This window comes from Kushneria sp. EE4 (assembly GCF_977968315.1).
Window position 1 is genome coordinate 472,981 of the sequence record NZ_OZ386212.1, and the last position, 22,576, is coordinate 495,556.

General features: G+C 61.9%; 19 protein-coding genes. 13 read left to right on the forward strand and 6 right to left on the reverse strand.

The window, feature by feature from the left end:
- Positions 1-257 precede the first annotated feature (257 nt).
- Positions 258-473 carry a hypothetical protein gene (locus tag ACXMYO_RS02125; protein ID WP_438766478.1) on the reverse strand — a complete coding sequence of 72 codons (216 nt, stop codon included), beginning with the start codon at positions 471-473 and terminating at the stop codon, positions 258-260.
- Positions 474-978: 505 nt separating this feature from the next.
- On the opposite strand from ACXMYO_RS02125, the gene ACXMYO_RS02130 reads away from it, so the two are divergent.
- The 4 genes from ACXMYO_RS02130 to ACXMYO_RS02145 all read left to right on the forward strand — a co-directional run bounded on the left by ACXMYO_RS02130 (position 979) and on the right by ACXMYO_RS02145 (position 5,516).
- Positions 979-1,167, forward strand: coding sequence for a hypothetical protein (locus tag ACXMYO_RS02130; RefSeq protein WP_438766480.1), 189 nt, complete (start codon positions 979-981; stop codon positions 1,165-1,167).
- A 265-nt stretch (positions 1,168-1,432) separates the two neighbouring features.
- A complete protein-coding gene (locus ACXMYO_RS02135) occupies positions 1,433-2,251 on the forward strand; it encodes an HAD-IIB family hydrolase (RefSeq protein WP_457807669.1) in 819 nt (272 codons plus the stop codon).
- 19 nt (positions 2,252-2,270) lie between these two features.
- Positions 2,271-3,491, forward strand: coding sequence for a glycosyl transferase (locus ACXMYO_RS02140; RefSeq protein WP_457807670.1), 1,221 nt, complete (start codon positions 2,271-2,273; stop codon positions 3,489-3,491).
- Between the two features lie 354 nt (positions 3,492-3,845).
- The gene (locus ACXMYO_RS02145; protein ID WP_457807671.1) at positions 3,846-5,516 is read left to right on the forward strand and encodes an alkaline phosphatase; all 1,671 of its coding nucleotides are present in this window, start codon (positions 3,846-3,848) and stop codon (positions 5,514-5,516) included.
- Positions 5,517-5,723: 207 nt separating this feature from the next.
- Here the strand turns inward: ACXMYO_RS02145 and ACXMYO_RS02150 are convergent, their stop codons facing one another.
- Positions 5,724-10,598, reverse strand: a complete 4,875-nt coding sequence (locus ACXMYO_RS02150; protein WP_457807672.1) for an ExeM/NucH family extracellular endonuclease — start codon at positions 10,596-10,598, stop codon at positions 5,724-5,726.
- A gap of 129 nt (positions 10,599-10,727) precedes the next feature.
- Positions 10,728-12,470, reverse strand: coding sequence for a sugar phosphorylase (locus ACXMYO_RS02155; RefSeq protein WP_457807673.1), 1,743 nt, complete (start codon positions 12,468-12,470; stop codon positions 10,728-10,730).
- A 344-nt stretch (positions 12,471-12,814) separates the two neighbouring features.
- Here ACXMYO_RS02155 and ACXMYO_RS02160 point away from each other — a divergent pair, with 344 nt between their 5' ends.
- The 4 genes from ACXMYO_RS02160 to ACXMYO_RS02175 all read left to right on the forward strand — a co-directional run bounded on the left by ACXMYO_RS02160 (position 12,815) and on the right by ACXMYO_RS02175 (position 16,292).
- Positions 12,815-13,834: a TerC/Alx family metal homeostasis membrane protein gene (locus tag ACXMYO_RS02160; RefSeq protein WP_438766486.1), complete on the forward strand. Its 1,020-nt coding sequence runs from the start codon at positions 12,815-12,817 to the stop codon at positions 13,832-13,834.
- A gap of 126 nt (positions 13,835-13,960) precedes the next feature.
- A complete protein-coding gene (locus ACXMYO_RS02165) occupies positions 13,961-14,854 on the forward strand; it encodes a 3-keto-5-aminohexanoate cleavage protein (protein WP_457807674.1) in 894 nt (297 codons plus the stop codon).
- Complete coding sequence (locus ACXMYO_RS02170; RefSeq protein WP_457807675.1) at positions 14,851-15,825, forward strand: 3-hydroxyacyl-CoA dehydrogenase NAD-binding domain-containing protein; 975 nt, start codon at positions 14,851-14,853, stop codon at positions 15,823-15,825. Before ACXMYO_RS02165 ends, ACXMYO_RS02170 begins: the two co-directional genes overlap by 4 nt.
- Complete coding sequence (locus ACXMYO_RS02175; RefSeq protein WP_457807676.1) at positions 15,825-16,292, forward strand: thioesterase family protein; 468 nt, start codon at positions 15,825-15,827, stop codon at positions 16,290-16,292. The genes ACXMYO_RS02170 and ACXMYO_RS02175 overlap by 1 nt, the downstream gene beginning before the upstream one ends.
- A gap of 1 nt (position 16,293) precedes the next feature.
- Here the strand turns inward: ACXMYO_RS02175 and ACXMYO_RS02180 are convergent, their stop codons facing one another.
- From ACXMYO_RS02180 to ACXMYO_RS02190, 3 genes are all read right to left on the reverse strand, one after another.
- On the reverse strand, positions 16,294-17,307 hold the full coding sequence (locus tag ACXMYO_RS02180) for a GlxA family transcriptional regulator (protein ID WP_457807677.1): 1,014 nt from the start codon (positions 17,305-17,307) through the stop codon (positions 16,294-16,296).
- A gap of 36 nt (positions 17,308-17,343) precedes the next feature.
- Positions 17,344-17,592 (reverse strand): GlsB/YeaQ/YmgE family stress response membrane protein, encoded by a 249-nt coding sequence (locus ACXMYO_RS02185; RefSeq protein ID WP_438766493.1) that lies wholly within the window; start codon positions 17,590-17,592, stop codon positions 17,344-17,346.
- Positions 17,593-17,777: 185 nt separating this feature from the next.
- Positions 17,778-18,041, reverse strand: coding sequence for a hypothetical protein (locus tag ACXMYO_RS02190; protein ID WP_438766494.1), 264 nt, complete (start codon positions 18,039-18,041; stop codon positions 17,778-17,780).
- A 362-nt stretch (positions 18,042-18,403) separates the two neighbouring features.
- On the opposite strand from ACXMYO_RS02190, the gene nrdR reads away from it, so the two are divergent.
- The 5 genes from nrdR to nusB all read left to right on the forward strand — a co-directional run bounded on the left by nrdR (position 18,404) and on the right by nusB (position 22,531).
- Entirely contained in the window at positions 18,404-18,913 is a 510-nt protein-coding gene (gene nrdR, locus ACXMYO_RS02195; RefSeq protein WP_457807678.1) for a transcriptional regulator NrdR, read from the forward strand.
- A gap of 37 nt (positions 18,914-18,950) precedes the next feature.
- Positions 18,951-20,153 carry a bifunctional diaminohydroxyphosphoribosylaminopyrimidine deaminase/5-amino-6-(5-phosphoribosylamino)uracil reductase RibD gene (gene ribD / locus ACXMYO_RS02200; protein WP_457809460.1) on the forward strand — a complete coding sequence of 401 codons (1,203 nt, stop codon included), beginning with the start codon at positions 18,951-18,953 and terminating at the stop codon, positions 20,151-20,153.
- 91 nt (positions 20,154-20,244) lie between these two features.
- Positions 20,245-21,399: a bifunctional 3,4-dihydroxy-2-butanone-4-phosphate synthase/GTP cyclohydrolase II gene (gene ribBA / locus ACXMYO_RS02205; RefSeq protein ID WP_438766498.1), complete on the forward strand. Its 1,155-nt coding sequence runs from the start codon at positions 20,245-20,247 to the stop codon at positions 21,397-21,399.
- A gap of 113 nt (positions 21,400-21,512) precedes the next feature.
- Complete coding sequence (gene ribH / locus ACXMYO_RS02210) at positions 21,513-22,028, forward strand: 6,7-dimethyl-8-ribityllumazine synthase (protein ID WP_438766499.1); 516 nt, start codon at positions 21,513-21,515, stop codon at positions 22,026-22,028.
- A complete protein-coding gene (gene nusB, locus ACXMYO_RS02215) occupies positions 22,025-22,531 on the forward strand; it encodes a transcription antitermination factor NusB (protein WP_438766500.1) in 507 nt (168 codons plus the stop codon). The genes ribH and nusB overlap by 4 nt, the downstream gene beginning before the upstream one ends.
- Positions 22,532-22,576: the final 45 nt, after the last annotated feature.

The following is a 22,576-nucleotide window of genomic DNA, read 5'->3' on the forward strand; positions in this document are numbered from 1 at the left end:
CGACACTTTAACGCAGACCTGCTTAACAAGGCGTTTATGGACTTATAAAAAACGCCTGGCCCTTTTGTTTAATTCAAAAAGGAAAGGCGGGTCGCAATAAGAAGGGAAGGTCAGGGCAGGTACCGATTCAGACAGGAAAAAATCCGCACAAGGCGGATTTAAAAAGCATTCGTTTCGATGCGCCATCGAGCGCTTTTTTCAGGAAATGAGGGTCTCGCCAGGCGAGTACCGAAAGCCGGCCCGCTGCCCGTTCAGGCTCAAAGGCTGCGCAGGGTCTGCGTGTCGTATTCATCGTCGTTGGCACTGTCGGCGTTCGGGCGCGGTTTGGCAGCGCCCGCAATGATCAGGGCGTGTTCATCGCCCACGGGGCCTGCATGGGAGCGAGCGGTGCGCACGAAGCTGCTGGCAAGCCACAGACTGACGCCGCACCACATCACCATCGCTACTGCCATCGTCATCAACAAGGAAGCCATGAGTGTTCTCCTGCGTGGGATATTGTCACGCAGGATGGCGCCACGACATGACGTCGCCGGGTCAGATCGATGACGCTTTGGTGAAAACCGCGAAAAAAATGCGATTTCCTGGGCGTCACGTGTGCAGTGCCTGCAAAGCCGGAAAAGTGAAGTACCACGCCCGGGACAGCCGAATAATGGGAAGACAGTGCGGTTGGGTAACCGTCATTTGAATCAAGGTGTTAGCTTCGGGACTGGTTTTATGGCAATGAGTGGATTCATTCTTTTTGGCATTAATGCAGTCTTTGGTGTGAATACGGCCGGTTGTTAATCATTATTTTGCCCGCCTGGAGGTATGAGTCGGTCGAATTTCTTTCGGCACAAAGCGGTTAAAGAATCTGATAAGCCCCTTGATACTGCTGTCTTATTTTGACGATTAGACCGCAAATCTGCACATCTTGTTACTTCATGTTGCGTCATCTTTCTCTCGTTCACATTTACCGCATCGACGGTGGAGACAGGGAAAATGAGTCAGGCAACCATTGCACTTCTAATTATCTTGTTCCTTGGCAGCGGCGTTGCCTGGTGGAACAGCAATCGGCACGACAGCAGCAATGGCGGTCATGCCGGCTACCACGACGGCAACCACGGTGGCCATGGTGGCGGCAGCGGCGGTGGCGAGATCCACTTCCCCGACCCGCAGCAGTGCTCCTGAGCACGTAGCAGCCAACAAAATTCGATCGTCGATGATGTTCGTGTAACAGCACTGACATCATCGATAGTAAAAGGCCCATCGCACTGCGATGGGCCTTTTGCGTATTGGGAGTTGCCCATCCCGGTGTTTCATTTTTGACGACAACCCTGGTTGACACGAGCAGGTCATCTTTACTGCCCGCGCCTTATATGATGTGTTTAAGTTCATACAGACTATTCTGATTTTTCTGTCGCCGATAACGGCCTTTTCTTATAGAGCTGACACCATGACATCAACGCCACAACCGCCGCTGCTGGTGTTTACGGATCTGGACGGATCTCTGCTGGATCATGCGAGCTATGATTACACTCCGGCTCTGGCCTGGCTTGCCCGTCTCAAAAAGGACGCCGTGCCGCTGATCATCAACACCAGCAAGACGGCGGCCGAGGTCATGGTGCTGCATCAGACGCTGGAACTGGTCTCGCCCTTTATCACCGAAAACGGTGCCTCCATTCATCTACCGGCCTCCTGGTGTCTTGACGAAACGCCCGATGATCGGGGCTGGGCGGATATCGTGCTGGGGGTGCCCTATCGGCGAATCCGTGACGTGCTGGAGGCCGTTCGGGCCACTGAGGGATTCGGGTTTCGAGGCTTTGGCGATTTCAGCATCAAGGAGGTGGCCGAGCATACCGGCTTGGATAGCCAGGGCGCCGAGCTTGCCCATCTTCGAGAGGCCTCCGAGCCGTTGATCTGGGAAGACACCGACGAGGCGCTCGAACGCTTTCGGCTGCTGCTGATCGGGGCCGGGCTGTCCCTGACCCGCGGCGGGCGCTTCTATCATGTACTGGGCGACAACAGCGGCAAGGGGCGTGCAATAGCCTGGCTGGTGGACCGCTATCATCTGCTCAAGGGGCGGCGGCCAATGACCATCGGGCTCGGGGATGGCCCCAACGATGTGACGATGCTGGAAAGCGTTGACCGGGCGGTGCTGATCCGCGGCGAGCATGACCTGACGATCAATATCGCCGAGACGGTCCAGCTTTATACAACAACACAAAAGGGCCCGGCGGGCTGGTCGGAAGGTCTTGATCACTGGCTGGGCTGACAGCGACAGGGGAAAGACGATGAGCGATTTTTATCAAAACGGCATCATTACCAACTTTCACAACCTGACGCGGCGCCCGCTGGAAGCGCTGGAAAGTGATCTGCTGGGATTTTCAAAGCGCCGTCCAATGGGCCTGATTCTGCCCTCGCTTTATTCCGAGCTGGAAGGCCCGGCGCTCACCCGCATTATCGATCAGCTCTCGCAGGTCGAGTATCTCGAAGAGATCATCATCGGGCTGGACCGGGCCGACCGGGACCAGTTTCTCCACGCCCGGGAATTCTTCTCCCGGCTGCCCCAGCGTCACCGCATTCTCTGGAACGATGGCCCGCGCCTGAAGGCACTCGATGCCGAGCTTGCCGCCGAATCCCTGTCGCCACAGGCGCCGGGCAAGGGGCGCAATGTCTGGTTCTGCTCGGGGTATGCCATCTCATCAGGCCGGACCGAGGCGATCGCGCTGCACGACTGTGATATCACCACCTACGATCGCTCGATGCTGGCACGCCTGCTCTATCCGGTCGCCAATCCGCATTTCAACTACGAGTTCTGCAAGGGCTATTACGCCCGCATCGCTGACGGCAAGCTCAATGGCCGGGTAGGGCGGCTGATGGTGACGCCGCTGTTGCGCGCGCTGAAAAAGATCCACGGCCCGCTGGACTATCTGAACTATCTCGACAGCTATCGCTATCCGCTGTCGGGGGAGTTTGCCATGCGCGCCGACGTGTTGAACGACATTCGTATTCCCAGCGACTGGGGCCTTGAGATTGGCGTGCTCTCGGAAGTCCACCGCAACTACTCCACCAAGCGGCTGTGCCAGGTCGATATCGCCGACAACTACGATCACAAGCATCAGCCGCTGTCGCCGGAAGACGCCTCCACCGGGCTTTACCGAATGAGCACCGACATCGCCAAGGCGCTCTATCGCAAGCTGGCAACGCTGGGTGTGACCATGAACGAGGCCCACTTTCGAACACTCAAGGCCACCTACTACCGCACCGCGCTCGATATCATCGAGAACTACTACCACGATGCGATGATGAACGGCCTCAAGGTCGATCGGCACAGCGAGGAGCAGGCCGTGGAGCTGTTTGCCCAGAGCATCATGGAAGCCGGCGTCGCCTTTCTCGAAAGCCCCCGCGACAAGCCCTTTATCCCCAGCTGGAGCCGGGTGCAGTCCGCCTTTCCGGATATGCTCGAGCGCATGTATGACGCCGTGGAAGCCGACAACGCCGGCGATGTGTAGGGGCGATTTAAAATGGCCGTGAAAAGCGCGTATGGCTTGCGTCCTGTCACCCCGGCCCGTGATGACACCTCGTTGCTAGGCGGCGTTGAGATGTCGTCGTAAAAAATACTTACATACTGTTGCCAATCATTGCGTCTTTAAACGCCGTGGTCATCTGGATGCAGGCAAACCGTCATGAGTGGCGGGCGAACATGACCGGGCGGGTGGATCAGCGCCCGGGCCTTGAACTCCAGACCCTGTTATCCGGACTGCGTCATTCTGAATACGTCATCCGGACCCTGTCATGGAGAAGGTCACTCTCATTAAATCGCGCATGGCCCGATGGCGGGCACATAACGACTCAGGAGAATGACGATGTTCGGCTACAGCAACGGCATGTACGGCAACACCGGTTCACTGTATGGCAGCAACGCGATGACCATGGATGGTGCGTCGTCCGCCATGTTCTCTCCCTTTCAGTCCCTGTCACCGCTTTCAGGCCTGTGGTCCGGCAACGACACGCCCTGGGCGTCCGAGCCGGCGCTGGTCCCGGCCTTTCTGGATGCCACGAAATCGATTCTGGATGGCTACAGCCAGGCGCTGGGCCAGCTGAGCGATGCCTTCCGTGATGTGCTGGCCGGTCAGGATGACCAGCCGGGCCAGTCGCCGGAAATGCCGGGCATGCCGTCGCCCGAGCCGGAAGTGCCGGCCAATGATGGTCTGGCGCAGAACGTCATCATGATGGTGCCGGACGGCTTTGGCACGGACTACTCCACGGCCTTTCGTACTTTCAAGGGCGGTGAAGAAGTGCCGGCCTGGGATGCCGAAAACATGCTGACCGGTGCGATCAAGACGGAATCCGCCAATTCGCTGATTACCGATTCGGCGGCGGCGGGCACGGCCTTTGCCACGGGTCAAAAAACCGACAATGGCCGGATCTCCACCGCACCGGACGGTCAGGATCTGGAATCGATCGTGGATCTGGCCCAGGCGGCCGGCAAGTCCACCGGCGTGGTTTCGACCTCCTCGGTCACGCACGCCACACCTGCCGTATTCGGCGCCAACGTGGCCGATCGCAACGATGCCACCACCATTGCCGAGCAGTTCATCGGCAACGATCAGCTGGATGTGATGCTGGGTGGCGGTCTGCAGTACTTCACCTCTGAAGAGGACGGTGGCATGGCCGCAAGCGACCTGCTGGCTCAGGCCGAGTCGCAGGGCTATACCTTCGCCGGCAATGCCACTGATCTGGAAAGCGTGGAAGGCGATCGCCTGCTGGGGCTTTTTGCCGATGACGCCATGGACACCAGCTATGGCGAAAGCGGTGATGACCAGCCCACGCTGGCTCAGATGACCCAGACCGCACTGGATACGCTGTCGCAGAATGAAGACGGCTTTTTCATGATGGTCGAGGGCAGCCAGATCGACTGGGCCGGTCATGCCAACGATGCCGGCTGGGCCATGAACGATTCGCTGGCTTTCGAAGATGCCGTGAAAACGGCCCAGCAGTTCTCCGAGGAGAACCCGGACACCCTGATCGTGATTGCGCCTGATCACGAAACCGGCGGTATGTCGGCACAGTCCACGCAGGACAACAACGCCTCGATCTATCAAAACTTCACCGCCACCTACGAGCAGATGTACGACGAGGCCGGCGAGCGCATTAACGCCGCCGGCGATGATGCCGGCGCAGCCGGGATCATGCAAAGCACCGTGGCCGAGATGACCGGCGGTAGCGTTGAGCTGACCGATGAGGAACTGGACACGATCCTGTCGGCTGATGATGCAGATGCCGGTCTTGCGGCTCTGACGCAGACGCTCAACGCCCAGGGCGGTATCAGCTTCAGCTCCGGCAACCACACGGCGGAAAACGTGCCGCTGTACGCCTCCGGCCCGGGTTCGGACATCTTTGCAGGGCTTCTGGACAACACCGAAGTGGGTCAGGGCCTGGCCACGGCCATGGGGCTTGAGTTCTCCGATCTGCCTGCCGCCGAGGTCATGGGCGTGGACACTCAGCTGCAGAACAGCGAGCTGGCGGTCGCCTGATCATCGACCGATGAGCCGGTGCCCCGCTCGGGGCATCGATTCACATCGATCAGAACGCCCACCCTTAAAACAACATTCCTCAGAACACCATCGATCAAAACAACAACAACGTCAGCCCTCCGATAACAAGAAAGGACAACAAGAAAGACAGCATCAGAAAGGGCGCCCCGAAGGGCGCCCTTTTTTACGTCTTCCTTTTGAGTCGTTTCAGAAGCCGACGGCCTGCTGGGTATCGGCACCGGGGTCAATGCCGATGAGGATCGGGTCGTGATCCGAGGCGCGGAAGGGGCTGTCATCGTAGAGCGATTCGACCTGTTCGGCGCTTTTGTACTCGGTGTTGTAGTCGAGCACCGTCGGCTCATCGGCATTGATGTGCCAGGTGGTGACGCCGGTGACCTGATCGCTCATTGAGGCGCTGGCCAGGGCGTGGTCCAGCGAGCCCCACTGGCCGTCATAGCTGTAGGAGTAGTCGTTATCCAGCAGCGTATAGCCTTCACCGGTCAGCGTGGTGATGGGGTCTTCCATGGCGTAGCTGTTGAGATCGCCAATGATCAGGACATCGCTGTTGCCGCTGTCGGTCGGGTCGGTCTCGATCCAGGCGGCCAGCTGTTCGGCGGCCTCGACCCGGGTCGGGTTGTTGTTGCCCTGGCCGTCGCCGATCGCCTCTTCGCCGTTGATCACGCTGCCCTTGGACTTGAAGTGGTTGACCGCGATCGAGAAGCTCTCAGCGCTGTCATTGTCCTGAAAGGTCTGCAGCATGGGCGCCCGGTTGCCGGTGGCAAAGGCGCCGCTGGTGTTGACCGCCGCATCGTTTTCCGGGGTCACGCTGTCGCCCTGATAGATCAGACCCACGGCGATGGCATCGCTGCCGGGGGAGACCACGTTGCCGCTGTCATCACGCGGGGTAATGTAGTCCCATCCGTCATCGCTGCGGGCGTTGAGTGCCTCGACCAGCCCGGCAATCGAGCTGTCGGCGCCGAAACCGTCGTTGGCGATCTCGTTGAGACCGACAATATCGGCATCGCTGTCCACAATGGCGTTGACCAGCTTGTCCTGCTGGCGCGCCAGCTCCTGGTCGCTGTTGGCACCGCGCGGGCTGTGTTCGGTGCCCTCGGGCGTGGTGATCTGATTGCCTGACTGATCCAGCGTTTCGAAGTAGTTCAGCACGTTAAAGGAGGCGACCTTGAGCGGCGCATCTCCCAGTGCCTGAGCATCGGGCTGCTCGGGGCGCGCATTGGCGGGCTGGAAGTCCAGGCCCTGGTCGCTTTGAATGCGCCACTGTTGGTAGGCGAAATCGAGCACGCCGGTGGCCTGATCCAGCGTATCGCCGCCGCGCAGGGTGTTGTCCGCCGAAAGCGGCTCGCCGCCGCGGCCAAACAGAATCGACTCCGGGTTTTGCGCGCTGCTGGCGTCATCGAGCAGGATCGAGCGGCTTTCAAGCTGGTCCAGCCACTGCTGGTTGCCGGCCTGGTCCGGGGCATTGACCTCGGTGAACTGCTGCAAACGCCCGTCGGCGGACAGCGTGACCGTGCCATAGCGCCCCAGCTCATAGGTGTCGGTGACCGTCAGCGGCGCGCCGTCCTCGCCCTGAAAGCTCACCCGCATGCTTTCGCGCGCGGCCAGAGACGACTTGTCGTCGATCGGCAGGTCCAGCTCGGTAATCGTGGGCAGTGGCTGGTCTCGGCCGGTGACTTCCAGCGCGGCGATATCACTCAGCTGCGTCTTGCCCTGATACTCCTCGACCGTGCCGGTCAGCCGGACCCGGTCCCCCACGGTGAAGTCGGCCACGTTACTGTCGTCGGGCAGGTAGACAAAGATCCCCTCGGAGGTGGTCTTGTCACCGTCGCGGTCGGCGTCCTCCTCCTGCAGGAAAAAGCCGTTCATGCCGTCGCGGGCATCGAGCGTCACGATCGCCTCGAGGCTGACCTCATCGCCGGCGCGTTCGCTGCTCATGGCGCTGCCCTGAATGGTGGAAATCAGTTCCACGGGGGGAAGGTCCATAGGGTCTCCGTTGCTGTCCGGGCGGTCATTGCCCGGCGCTTCGTTGTCGGGGGCATCGCCCGGGGCATCACTGTCGGGCGCATCGCCGGCACCGTCACCGCCCAGGCCGTCGAAGGTGTCCTGGGGATACTCCTGCCACTGGTCGGCGTCGAAGCGGTCGCTGCCCTCGGTGACGGCCTCGTCACGGCGCAGGGTGATATCGCGGCCAAAGTACGCGTCATCGCCGACGGTGCCGACAATGTCCTGAATTTCGCCCGCGCCGTTGGTCAACACGAGGGCGTCGTTGCCGTTGTAGCTGGTCACGCCACTGGTCGCATCGCTGCGATCGAGCAGCGCCTGCTCGGCCTGGCTGTTGGCCAGTACCAGCGTGCCACCGGGGGCCAGACTGCCATACTGATCCAGATCCTGCGATGCGTTGGCCTCGGTGTTGCCGTTGGAGTAGAGCGACAGCGTAAAGCCTGCCAGCGAGAGATCGCTGCCGCCGCGGTTGGTCAGCTCGATCGCCTTGTTGTAGCCACTGCCTTCGACGTATTCGCTGATCAAAAGGCTCGCCTGTGACATGTCCGTTTCGCCGTCGCTGCCCGGCTGGCGGCCGGGGGCGGCCACAGCCGGCATGTCACCGTCGTCACCACCGAAGGTGTCGCTGACCACGCCGCCGTTGTCGCGCGTGGTGAAGCGCTGATGAATGACATCCCAGGAGGCGCCGTCAAAGCCGGTCGTATCCGGGTAGGCTTCGCGGGCGGCCAGGGTCTCGCGGCCGGGCTCGCCCAGCCACAGCGTGACCTCATCGCCGCCCTGGCCCAGGCCTGCGGCGCTGCCGGTATGGCCGATCTCGACCGTGCTGTCCTCAAGGGTGCTCTGCCAGGCGTTGCGGAACTCGGCAACATCGGCCTCGTCACCGTTGGCCACCACCAGGGCCGTGGCGCCGGGGGCGAGTGTGGTGAGACCTTCAATCATGACGGCATCATCGGGGTCGGCGCTGTCATCATCGTAGTACAGGGGCGTGGTGGTGAAATCGATCGTGTCGCTGCCGGTATTGACGATTTCGAACCAGTCCTCGGAGAGGTTGCTGCCGTTCTGACCGGGCCAGATTTCGGTGACCGCGATGCCCAGATCCTGTGGTTCGGGCGGTGGCAGCGGAATGTGGCCGGTGTTGACGGTGAAGTTGCCCTCCTGACTCGCGCCGGTCTGCCAGGCATCGCTGTCGCCCAGCGCCTCGCGCAGGTCCTCAAGGCTGCCTTCCCGATCGCCGGCGTAGTGCCACTGGGTCTCGCCTGCGGGCAGGGAGAGATCGGCGCCGTCGTCGCTACCCAGACGATACAGGGGGGTGCCTTCGCCATCGCGCACCGTCAGGCCGGCATCAAGGGACAGCGGCAGGCGAGCGTCGAACTGCTCGCTGTCGATGATCGTACCGGCGGGCACGCCATCCTCGGGGACCGTCCAGGTGATCGGCTCGCTACCGCTTTCAAATGTCAGGGTAGCGCCGGGCGTTACGGGGGAGAGGGCAACCAGGCTGAAAGTATCGGCCTCTGTGTCGATCGCGGTCAGGGCAATATCGCCTCGCTCCAGCGCCAGGCTCGGCAGGGCGTCGAACGTCAGCGTGCTGGAGGTGAAGGTCTGCAGGTCATCGTCGAGATCCTTGGAGCGGGTGCCGTCGTCGGACCAGTCGCTGGTGCCATTGTCGTAGGCGACATCCAGGCTGACCGAACCGTCTTCATTGACGCGAATGTTGCTCAGGGTTTCGGCGGTGCCGCCGGTGGCCTCAACATTGGTGTTGAGATCGACCCCCTCGACCGGAACGGCCTTATGGGCACCATCCCAGCGGTAGAGCTGAAAGTCGTTGTTGGTGTCGTCGCCGTCGTCCTCCTCGGCGGGGCCAGCGCTGATCAGGTGGGTGCCGTCACCGATGGGGGTGATGTCGCGAATCGTGCGGCCGTCCAGATCAAGGCGCAGGGGCGCGCCGAATTCAGCACCGTCGGCGCTGCCGGCGGCCATCAGCGCGTCCACGTTGGTCACGGTGACCACGCTGGCCCGGCCATCATCGCCGATGGGCTCTCGCATGCCGAGATGGAGTGTGCCGTCGCGATAGAGGGCGCCTTCGACCTGAAAGCCGTCGGCCAGGTTAAGTCCGGGGGCCTCGCTGGCCGACCAGCGCATGACGGCCTCATGGAGCCCGCTGAACTGCCCGGTAACGGTCACCTCGAGATCCTCGACGCTGTCACCGGTCACACGGGTTTCAAAAATCATCGAACGCTCGCTGTTTTCCAGCGACCCCAGCCAGTAGTAGTGCCCGTTGCCGACATCGGCCACCGACTCGATGTCGACCTCGTCGCCGTCTTCCAGGCCCAGGGCGTCATTGAGATCAAACGATTTCAGCGCCGCGCCGGACTGGTCCCGATCGTAAAGGCGCAGGGTCTGATCCTCGTCGTCGCCGGCCAGAAAGAAGCTCTCGCCGATGGCAATGGCAGCCGAGGTGTCCGAGGCACCGGTGTGAAAGCGCGCCTGCTGGTTGGTATCGCGACCGTCGGCGGCGGCGTAGTCGATGGTGTACTGGCTGTCGCGCTCGCCATCGCTGACCGTCACGGTGATGGTGGCGTTGCCGGCATTGACCGGGGCGATGCGCAGCACATCCTGATCGTCGAGCGCAGCGCGGGCCACGCCCGGGTCGCTGCTGTCGATGGTGACCGTGAGCTGCTCGCGCGGGGTGTCGTCATCGGTAAAGGCGAACGCGATGCCGCGTGTCGAGGCCGGGTCGGTCGGGTCGCCCATCACGCCCCGGATGCTGGCCCCGGCGTCATCGAGGGTCAGACCTTCCGAGCGTTCGGTGTCCACCGTGATCACGGGGGTGGCCGGTGTCTCCGGGTCAACCGGCACGTCCTGTGGCGGCTCGGGCCGGGCCGGTGCTTCGGGGAACAGGCTGTCGCCGATGCGCTCGAGCAGGCCGTCCAGGCGTGTGATCAGTGATTCGAGCGGCGAGAGCCACTGTTGGGTCCAGCCCGTGAGAGCGCCGAGACCGTGCGCGAGCTGCTGGGCTTCCTGGTGAAAGCTCCAGGGGGCGGGAGTCCGGGAGAAAAATGACATGGGGCGTCCTTGCAGGCGGTTGTTGATTGTCGTGGCCCGGCACTGTCACGGACAGTACCGGGCACCCTGCATCCTGAAAGCGTGTTGTTGCAGCATCGTGAAGCGGAGGTTGCAGTCCCCACTTTCGAACTAGTCCTCGCTGATCAGCCAGCAGCTGCGATAGGGCTTGAGTATCGGCTTGTCGTCGCTCGGGTCGATGCGCCCGAGCAGGTCGTGCCAGCGGTGCCCGGCCCAGGCCTCGGGCAGGTTCAGGGGATGAGACCGGTCTGTGACGTTGTGCACGGCGAGAAGGCGGCGGCCATCGGCAAGGGGCCCGCGCAGGAAGGCAAAAAAATGCGGACCCAGATCGATAATCTTCTGGGATGCCTCGGGATGAAAGCAGGGCTCCTGGCGGCGGGTCTTCAAGCGCTTCGTCAGCGCCTCGAACACGATATGCGTCGGCGTGCTGTAGGCCTCCAGCAGCGGCTCGAGCGCCTCGCGCTGCCAGTGCTTGCGGTTGATCGCGCGCAGCCGGCCGGTGCGGGTGACACCCTCGTGGTCGTTGAGCGTGGCCAGCAGGCTGTGAACATAGACCGCCGGGATGCCCTGTAGGCCCAGCATGATGGTCTGGGAACAGATAAAGCGGGCAATCTGCCAGGGGTCGGCACCGCGTCGCGTGCCCTTGAGGGCGTCAAAGTAGGTGATGTTGATCTCGTAGGGCGAGTCCTGCCCGTCGGGGTCGGTCTTCATGCTGATAAAGCCGCCAAAGCGCTGCATCAGCTCCAGCAGGGCATCGACGTCGTGGCGCGGCAACAGGCCTTCGAGCGCGCGAACGCCGACGCCGTCATGGCTGGCGGTAAAGTTGAGATAGGTGCAGCCGCCGGGCAGCGGCGGCAGCGTGGCGGCCCATTCGGTCAGGGCCCGGGCATCTCCATTGGTCAGGGTGTGCAGCAACAGCGGCGGCAGGGTGAACTGATAAATGATGTGGGCTTCATCGCCGTTGCCGAAATAGCTCAGATTTTCCTGATGCGGCACGTTGGTCTCGGTCAGAAGCAGTGCGCCGGGGGCGACACGCTCCATGACGGCGCGCAACAGCCGCACAATGGCGTGGGTCTGGGGCAGATGGATGCAGCTTGTTCCCAGCGTCTTCCATAGATAGGCGATGGCATCGAGTCGAATCAGGCGCGCGCCCTGGTCCAGGTAATACAGCAGTACGCCGACCATCTCGATGAGAACGTCGGGGTTGGCAAAGTCGAGATCGATCTGGTCCTCGGAGAAGGTGGCCCAGACATGGCGCATGCCGCGCCGGGTCGAGACCGGCGTCAAAAGTTTGGTGTTGCGCGGGCGGGTGACGCTTTTGACGTCGGTGTCCTCGGGCCGCTCGATAAAGTAATCACGTCCGGGCGGCGTGTCGGAGAGGTAGTCGATAAACCACAGTGATTCCCGCGAGACGTGGTTGATGACCAGATCAAACATCAGATTGAAGCGCCCGGCCAGATGGCGAACCTGCGGCCAGTCCCCCACGGTGGGACTGACCCTGCGGTAATGAATGACCGAAAAGCCGTCATCACTGCTCCAGGTGAAAAAGGGCAGGATATGAACGGCGCTGAAGGTCTCTTCAAGGTGATCGTGCAAAAAGCGCTCCAGCACGTCCAGCGCGGCGCTGTCGCTCTCGTCAACAATACTGTCGCCGTAGGTGATCATCATCTGGGTCTGCTCGCTCCACAGCGGCTGCGGCTCGCAGACACGCCCTTTTTGATGCTGGGCGATCAGCGACTCCAGGCGCTGCAGGATGTCGGGGGCGTGCTCGCCATAGACGAAGGCAAGTTCGGCACGGGCGCGCGTGTGAAAATCATCGCGGGAGAGGGTGGCAACCAGGGGGGCGGCGGACATGACAGGACTCCGGCTTCTATTATTGTCGTCTTCTTATCAAAGCCGGTGATGCGCTGGAATTCAAACTGTATCGGGCCTGAAACAACCTTAAGACTTAATTATCAGCTTGCGCTGATGTAAAACCTGACTGACACTTGCCGCTGTTGAAGGAGGGGAGTATTCCCTGCAGAGCGCGGTGCCTTTGATCAGGCGCGCGTTTTTCTACAGCGGTGTCGTCATCACGGTGAACTGTTGCCATCAGGCAGTCGCCCGGTGCCGCTGGTCCGATGTCTCGCCATGAAGGTCAATGGCGTGTATCGGGCGGAAGAGACCTCCGGTAAATCTTCTTTGCCGGAGAACTGTGCATGAACGTTCCAGCCTGGGTCTGGGGAGCTACCGTTGCGAGCTTCGCGGCCATCTTTGTTTTTGACTTCTTCTCGCACGTGCGCAAGCCGCACGCGCCGACCCTGCGCGAATCCGCACTCTGGTCGATCTTCTACATCAGCCTGGCCGCCGTCTTTGGCGTCGGGCTCTGGATGGTGTGGGGCCATGATCACGGGGTGGAGTATTTCGCCGGTTTTATCACCGAAAAGAGCCTGTCGGTCGACAATCTGTTTGTCTTTGCCATCATCATGGCGAAATTTGCCGTGCCCCGGATCTATCAGCAAAAGGCGCTTTTGATCGGCATCATCATGGCGCTGGTCATGCGCGGTATCTTCATTGCCGTGGGCGCGGCGGCCATTAACCGCTTCAGCTGGGTCTTTTATCTTTTTGGCGCGTTTCTCCTCTATACCGCCTTCAAGCTGGCAATCGAGAGTGCGCAGCACAAAAAGAAGGATGCCGATGACTTTGAGCCCAATGCCCTGGTGAAGTTTGCCCAGCGCCACCTGCCGGTGACCGACCAGTTCCACGAGCAGCGTCTGCTGGCACGTGAAAACGGCAAGCGGGTGCTGACCCCACTGTTTCTGGTGGTGCTGACCCTGGGCGTGACCGATCTTTTGTTTGCCCTGGACTCCATTCCGGCCATTTACGGCCTGACGCAGGAGCCCTATATCGTTTTCACCGCCAACGCCTTTGCGCTGCTGGGGCTTTTACAGCTCTATTTCCTGCTGGGGGGCCTGCTGGACCGGCTGGTGTATCTGGGCTTCGGGCTGTCGCTGATTCTGGGATTTATCGGGGTGAAGCTGGTCATGCACGCCATGGTCGAAAACACGCTGCCCTTTATCAACGATGGTCAGCCGCTTGAATGGGTGCCACACATTTCAACGGTCCTGTCTCTTTCCGTCATTATCGGCATTCTGGTGGTGACGACCGTGGCCAGCCTGATCAAGAGCCGCGCCGCCGGCAAAACCGCCTCTGACACCGCTTCCGACCCCGCCCACTGAGGCCGTGATGGTGCCGGCCTGACGCCCTGATGTCGCACTGCGTCATCAGGGCGTCACCTGACGTCAAATTTTTGTTCTTCGAGCACCGGATACTGGAGATCCTCTCCATCCACCGAAGGACACATCATGAACCAGGATGTCATTTTGACCTGCGCCGTGACGGGGGCAGGCGACACGCCCTCACGCAATCCCGCTGTCCCCGTGACCCCCAAAGAGATCGCCGATGCGGCCATCGAGGCGGCAAGAGCCGGCGCCAGCATCGCGCATATCCATGTGCGCGACCCGGCCACCGGCGGTGTGAGTCACGACAGCGACCATTTTCGTGAAGTCGTGGAACGCGTACGCGCCGCCGATACCGATATCGTCCTCAATCTGACCGCCGGTGGCGGCGGCGACCTTTCCCCCGAGCTCGACAAGGGCGTACTGCGCGCCGGGCCGGGCAGCGACCTGCAAACGCCTGCCGAACGCCATGCGCCGATCGACGCACTGCTGCCCGAAATCTGCACGCTGGACTGCGGCAGCATCAACTTTGGCGATATGGTCTATCTCAACAGTGCCGGGTGGCTGCGCGAACAGGCAGCCCTGGTTCGCTCGGCCGGCGTCAAGCCCGAGCTTGAGTGCTTTGATACCGGTCACATCCGTTTTGCCCGCCAGCTGATCGACGAGGGTCTGATCGAGGGTGCGCCGCTGTTTCAGCTGTGTCTGGGCATTCCCTGGGGCGCCGAGGCGCAGGCGCAGACCATGCTGACCATGCGCGATCTGCTGCCGCATAACGCTCACTGGGCGGCCTTTGGCATTGGCCGAATGCAGATGCCGATGGTGGCGCAGGCCATGTTGCTGGGCGGTCACGTGCGCGTCGGGCTTGAAGACAATCTGTATCTCTCCAGAGGCGTCAAGGCCGACAATGCCGGCCTGGTAGAGAAGGCCGACGGCATTATCGAAGCCCTCGGCGGGCGGGTCATGAGTCCGAGCGATACGCGCCGGCATCTGGGGCTGCGCTCGCCGGGAGGTGAGGCATGAGCCAGGCACAGACCAGGCAAGACACCATGGCGGTGATCGGCTGCGGCGTGATCGGCAGCGGCTGGGCTGCGCGGGCGCTGGCGGCCGGCATGACGGTGCAGGCGTGGGACCCGAATCCCGAGGCGGTCACGACACTTCAAAACCAGATCGACACCGCCTGGCCGGCGCTGAGCCGCCGCGGGCTGGCAGAAGGGGCTTGTCGCGACAATCTTTACTTCACCACCGATCTTGACCAGGCGCTGGCAGGGGCGGATCTGGTCCAGGAAAACGCGCCCGAGCGGCTGTCGCTCAAGCAGTCCCTGCTGGCGGATATCGATGCCCGCGTGCCGGAACAGGTGTTGATCGGGTCATCGACTTCGGGCATCAAGCCCAGCGAGCTTCAGGCGCAGTGTTGCCACGCCCCCGGGCGGGTCATCGTGGCGCATCCGTTCAATCCGGTCTATCTGCTGCCGCTGGTCGAGCTGGTGGGCGGCGAGCATACAGGGCAGACGCAGCTGGCAGCGGCCGGTACGCACTACGAGCGGCTGGGCATGCGGCCTCTGATCGTTCGCCGCGAGATTGAAGGCCACATTGCCGATCGGCTGATGGAAGCGCTATGGCGTGAGGCGCTGCACCTGGTCAACGACGGTGTGGCCACGACCGAGGAGGTCGATGCCGCCATCGTCTACGGTGCCGGCCTGCGCTGGTCGCTGATGGGCACCTTTTTGACCTTTCATCTGGCCGGCGGCGAGGGCGGCATGCGCCATATGCTCGAGCAGTTCGGCCCGGCGCTGAAGCAGCCCTGGACGCGGCTGGAAGCCCCCGAGCTGACGCCAGAGCTGGTCGACCGGGTGGCCGATGGCAGCGAGTTCCAGGCCGGCGGCCGGTCGGTTGCCGAGCTCGAAGCCCGGCGCGACCGCTTTCTTGGCGAGCTTCTCGAGGTGGTAGAGCGATACTGGCCCGAGCAGGAAGGCCTGGGAGGGCGAATCTGATGGCGCTGTCGCTTTTGACACGGCCCGTGCTGCCGGCATGGGTCGATTACAATGGCCACATGAACGATGCCGCCTACGCGTTGGTCTTTTCGCACGGGGTTGAGGCGCTGATGGCCCATCTCGGGCTGGACGAGCATGGCCGCCATGCCCACGAATACACGATCTTTACCCTCGAAACCCATCTTTGCTACCTACAGCAGGTTGAGGAAGGCGCCCGAGTGCACTGCAACGTGCTGCTGCTGGTAAGTGATGCCAAACGACTGCATGTCTTTTTTACCCTGACAGATGACAAGGGCGAGCGGCTGGCCACCAGTGAGCAGATGCTGATGGGGATCGATACCCGTAGCGGGCGGGCTGCTGCCTTGCCGGGCGAGATTGCGGCCCGGGTCGCACGACTGCCGGGTGTTGAGTCGGGTCACTGGCCGGATCAGGCCGGGCGGCGTATCGGGATTCGTCGCCGGTCCTGACCTAGGGCGCCTTCGAGCGGCGATACCGGCCGGGTGCGACGGCGTAGTGGCGCTGAAAGGTATGGCTCAGACCGGAAGCCGAGGTGAAGCCGCAGGCCAGTGCGATAGCCGTGATGCTCATTTCGCTTTCTTCAAGCAGCGTGCGCGCCCGGGCCAGACGCAGGGAGAGATACCAGGCCGCCGGCGTACTGCCGAGCGCTTCGGCAAAAAGGCGCTGCAGCTGCCGACGCGAGACGCTGGCCCGTTGTGCCAGTGTCTCGATCGGGATGGGGCTTTCGAGATGCTGCTCCATCAGGTGAAGGGTTTCGATCAGCGGGCGCTGGTGAAGGTTCAGGCGCCTTGCGATCGACAGGCGCTGCTGGTCCTCACGGCTGCGCACCCGATCATGAATCAGCTGTTCGGCCACGGCGTGAGTCAGGTCCTGGCCATGATGTCGGGCGATGGCGGCCAGGCTCATGTCCATGGCTGCGGCGCCGCCGGCACAGAAAAAGCGCTTTCGGCCCAGCTCGAACAGGGCTTCACTGGTCTGCAGATGCGGCCATCGCTCTCTGAAGTCCGGCAGGCTTTCCCAGTGCAGGGTGATCCGATCCTCGGGATCAACAAGCCCCGCCATGGCGAGCACGAAAGCGCCCGTATCGATACCGCCCAGCCGACAGCCCTGCTGATCAAGATAGTGCAGCCGTCGGTGCAGGGCGCGGCTCAACCGTTTCAGTGGGGTAAAGCCTGCACAGATCGCCAGCGCATGGGGGGATTCGATGTCTTCAAGAGCGGCGTCGGCCATCAGACGCATCTCGTTGGAGGCAGTGACGGGTTTACCGTCAACGCTGAGTACCGTCCAGCGATAAAGTGTTTGTTCGGCAATACGGTTGGCGATTCGAAGCGGCTCGACGGCAGAAAAAAACGCCATCATCGAAAAGTGTTCGATCAGCAAAAAGGCGATGTGTCGCTCGGGTGGTGAGCGGTCCTGCGAGGGTGGGGTCGAACGGGGCAGGGTCATGACGGGTGATGGACTCAAAGCGGCTGCCCGGAGGCAGCCGCCGGTGGGCAGACGTTACTTCTTGACCACACGATAAAGAAACAGCAGCACCACAGCACCGATAACGGCCACGACAAAACTGCCGAAATTGAAGCCATCGACGCTGCCAAAGCCCAGCGCGGTACCGATCCAGCCGCCGACCACGGCGCCCAGAATACCGATGATGATGGTCACGATAATGCCACCGGGATCCTTGCCGGGCATCAGAAATTTGGCGATGGCGCCGGCAATCAGGCCAAAGATGATCCACGCGATAATACCCATACTCAGCTGCTCCTTGCTGTTGTCTTGTCCTGCCTTACCGGACGTTAAAGGGCCACAGAACGACGATGCTTTAAACGCCGTTTCGGGCTGGCTCAAAGCCTAGATGCGTCGTGACGAACTGGCAAGCCGGTTGCATTGCAGTATGTCACTGATTGCAAAGTAATATCGCGATGTGCTGTTGCAGTTCAGTGTTTGTTGTATCGCATCATCCATAGCGTCATGACGGCGATGGCGCCCAGGGCACCGGCCACGGCGGCGGCCAGGCTTCGAACATCGAATTCGAGTTCGGCGGCAAACCCGAAAATCGTGACGGTAAAGGCCACGACCACCCCGCCCAGCACGGCCATGCCGGCCGTGCCGAGAAAACCGACACTCAGGCGCGCGGGGATGATCAGGTTGACCAGCATGCCCACGGCAATGCTTGCGAAAATCCAGGAGATAATGTTCATGAGCGCTCTTTGTCGGTAGACATCGTTGGCTTCAAAATAGCGTCGTGGCCTGTTCCGCTCAACTCTATTGGCTCGTCAGGGCGTCGGTGCAGGCCCCGCGGGGAGAGGGCAGCATCTGGTCCTGATCGAGCGCAATCATGCCCGTTCGCGCCCGCAGCGCGGGGATGCGTTTCCGAACACAGGGTAAAACGTTACAATATACGGACCCGGGTATGCGTCGACATGTCGCAACACGCCGACCGCGCCGGGCACATGGCGACGCCGCTTCGATCGTGACCCATGGCGCCCCTGTGAACCCGGGTGGCCGGCAGGGTTCGAGGCACCGATCACCGGGTCTTTCATCGACGGGACAGAGAACATTCATGCATTGCCCCTTTTGCGGTGCGCAGGATACGCGAGTCACCGACTCCCGACTGGTGGCCGATGGCGATCAGGTACGTCGCCGTCGCCAGTGCCTGGCCTGCGGTGAGCGTTTTACCACGCATGAAGCCGCCGAACTGGTCATGCCCCGGGTCGTCAAGGCGGACGGCTCGCGCGAAAGCTTTGATCCTGCCAAATTGCGTGCCGGCATGCTGCGGGCGCTCGAAAAGCGGCCGGTCTCCAGCGAGCATATCGAGGCGGCCATCGAGCGCATCCGACAGCGACTTCGGGCCCGCGGCGAGCGCGAAATCAATGCCCTCGCCATTGGCGAGGAAGTCATGAATCAGCTCAGGGCGCTGGACCAGATCGCCTATATCCGCTTTGCTTCAGTCTATCGTCGCTTTCAGGACATCGACGAGTTTCGTGCCGAAATCGAACGCCTTTCCAGTGAGCCAGCACCTTCATCGGGGGCCGGCACCACGGGCAGGGATCAGGAGTCTCATGAGCATTGAGGATACCGCAGACGGTGCGGTAGTACCCTTTTGCCGCATGGAAGGAAGGTCGGACGTGACACGCCAACCCGAGGATTACATGGCTCGCGCGTTGCATCTGGCGCGCCGCGGCCTGTATACGACCGACCCCAACCCGCGGGTGGGCTGTGTGCTGGTGCGCGGTAATCAGATCGTGGGGGAAGGGTGGCACGAGCTGACCGGCGAGCCACACGCCGAGATTCATGCCCTGCGCGCGGCCGGCGAGGCAGCGCGCGGGGCCACGGCCTATGTCACGCTGGAACCGTGCTCGCACTATGGCCGCACCGGGCCCTGCGCCAAGGCGCTGGCCGAGGCAGGAGTGGATGTGGTCGTGGCCGCCATGCTGGATCCCAATCCTCAGGTCTCGGGTCGCGGTATCGCCATGCTGGAAGCCGCCGGTGTTGGTACCCGTGTCGGCATGCTGGAGGCGGACGCGCGCGAGCTCAACGTGGGGTTTATCTCGCGCATGTCGCGCTCGCTGCCGCATGTTCGGCTCAAGATGGCGATGAGTCTGGACGGTCGCACGGCCATGGCCAGCGGCGAATCCAAATGGATTACCGGAGAGCGCGCGCGTCGTGACGTGCAGCATCTGCGTGCGCGCTCCAGCGCGATTTTAAGCGGTGTGGCTTCGGTGATGCGCGATGACAGCCGGCTAACCGTGCGTGTTGAACAGCTCAGTCATCCGGAGTCACACGCCGTTCAGGTCTCGCATGAGCGGGGCGTGCGCCAGCCGCTGCGCGTCATTGTCGATTCGACCCTGTCATTGCCGGCCACGGCACGCTGTCTCACGGAGCCGGGGCGTACGCTGGTCGCCACGGTCTCGCCCACCGGCCCCGGGGCACTGGACAATCGCGATCATTTTCGACGCCGTGAAGCGCTGGTGGCCGCCGGGGCCGAAGTGGTGACGCTGGCGGCCAGCCCGGCCGGGCAGGTCGATCTTGAGGCGCTGATGCAGTATCTGGCCGATGTCGAGCAGTGCAACGAGGTGCTGCTTGAAAGCGGGTCACGCTTGAGCGGTGCCATGCTGGATGCAGGGCTGGTCAATGAGCTGGTCATCTATATGGCGCCGATACTGATGGGCGATGAGGCGCGCGGGCTTTTGACCCTGCCGGGCCTTCAGAAACTGTCCCAGCGGCGAGAGCTTTCCATTGTCGATGTTCGCGCCTTTGGCCCTGACTGGCGTATCATCGCGCGCCCCGTCAACGATCACGACACATCCTGACCGGTGCATGGTCGCCGTCCCGGTCGCCAATGTTGATTTCACCCCAGCTACCCTGCATCGATCGAAAGGAGCGGCTTAGCCGGCAAGCGTTATGAGTCAGTCAACGGACAACTTCGCTTCCGTGGAAGCGCTGATTGAAGATATCCGCCAGGGCAGAATGGTTATCCTCATGGATGACGAGGACCGTGAAAATGAAGGCGATCTGATCATGGCCGCCGAGTGTGTGGAGGCCTCGCACATCAATTTCATGGCCCGCTATGCCTGTGGCCTGATCTGTCAGCCCATGCTGCGCGCGCGCTGCGAACAGCTCGGCCTGTCGCTGATGGTCAACGACAACGGTTCCGGCTTTGGTACCCGTTTTACCGTCTCCATCGAGGCGGCCACCGGCGTCAGTACCGGTATTTCAGCCGGTGACCGGGCACGCACGGTACAGGCCGCCGCGGCTCGGAATGCCGGTCCCGGCGATGTCGTTCAGCCCGGGCATATCTTTCCGCTGATGGCAGAGGCCGGTGGCGTACTGCGTCGCGCAGGTCATACCGAGGCGGCCTGTGATCTGGCCGCCATGGCCGGTTTCGAGCCGACCGGGGTGATCTGCGAGATCATGAACGAGGATGGCACCATGGCGCGGCGCCCCGAGCTTGAGCGCTTCGCCGCCACGCACGGTATCAAAATCGGCACCATTTCCGATCTGATCCATTACCGCATTCACAACGAACAGACCGTTGAACACGTCGAGTCCCATCCGGTAGAAACGGACGCTGGCGCCTTTCAGCTGCACTGCTTTCGCGACCGGATTCAGGGCTCGCATCATCTGGCCCTGGTCAAGGGCTCGCCCGAAAGCGATCAACCCACGACCGTGCGCGTTCACGTCGCCGATGCCCTGCGCGATCTGCTGGGGATGCGCCGCGACGGCTATCAGAGCTGGTCCTCGCGCGATGCGCTCGAAGAGATTGCGGCCAGCGATACCGGCGTGCTGGTGCTGCTTGCTGACCAGCGGGGCATGACGAACTTTCGCGATCAGCTGGATCTTTTTCTGGAGCGGCGCCCCCGGGCGCAGGACCCGCAGACCGATGGGGCCGGCAACTATTTGAGTATCGGCACCGGGGCGCAGATTCTGCGAAGCCTGGGGGTCGGACGAATGCGACTTTTAAGCTCGCCCTGGCGCTTCTCGGCGCTGGCGGGATTTGGTCTTGAAGTCATCGAGCAGATCAGCAGTATCGATGACAGCCGCACGGCGCGGCAGTGACAATAGCAATGAACGGCAACAATCGCTTTCCTGAAGGACCCGAAAAACGACGGGTCTGATGGCTTAACATTACACGCAGATGCGTTTTATCAGAGACAACAGGATTTCATGACATGCAACCGATTGCACAACTGGAAGGGCGCTTCAACGAGATCGATGGCCGCTACGTCATCGTGGTCGGGCGTTTCAACCATCACGTGGTCGACTCTCTGGTAGAGGGCGCCGTGGACGCGCTGGTTCGTCACGGCGTGGACGATGCCAATATCGATATTCTTCACGTCCCGGGTGCCTGGGAGCTGCCGCTGGCCGTCAAGCGGGCGCTGGAGCGTATTCAACCGGATGCCATCATCGCTCTGGGCGCGGTCATTCGCGGTGGCACCCCGCATTTCGAGCATGTGGCAGGGCAGTGCAACGCCGCACTCAATCGGCTGCAGCTTGATTTTGACACGCCCGTTGCCAACGGCGTCCTGACGGTCAACTCGATCGAGCAGGCCATCGAGCGTGCCGGCACCAAGGCGGGCAACAAGGGGTTTGAGGCGGCCATGGCAGCCATGGAAATGGTGTCTTTGCTGCGTCAGCTGGGCGGCAATGACGTCTCCGATGATGCCGATCACGGGGGTGTGGCGTGACCCAGCAGAAACGGGCCCCTTCAAAGCAGCAGCAGGCCCGAAGGGCAGCACGTGAGCTGACGGTACAGGCACTGTATCAGTGGGAAATCACGGGCACCTCGATTACCCAGCTTGAAACCGAGTTTCGCGCCCAGACCGCCGATGACGATCTGGAGCCGCACGAAGACTGGGTTCAGGTCATGAAAATCGCGGATCTGGGGCTGTTTCACCAGCTTCTTCACGGTGTGGCCAGACACTGTGGCGAGATGGACAACCTGATTGCGCCGGCGCTGGATCGCAAGCTGGATGAGCTCGATCGCATCGAGCTCTCCATTCTGCGCCTTGGGGCCTATGAGCTGGCCCATCGCCCGGAAGTGCCCTACATCTCGGTGATCAACGAAGGCATTGAGCTGGCGCGGTCGTTTGGCGCCACCGAAGGGCACCGATATATTAATTCCATCCTTGATCGGCTGGCCAGGCAACTGCGTGAGGTTGAGGTTCAGGCGCGCAGGCGCCGTGACTGACCATGGCTCATTCAGAGCATGGTCTGTACACGCCTATCATGACTG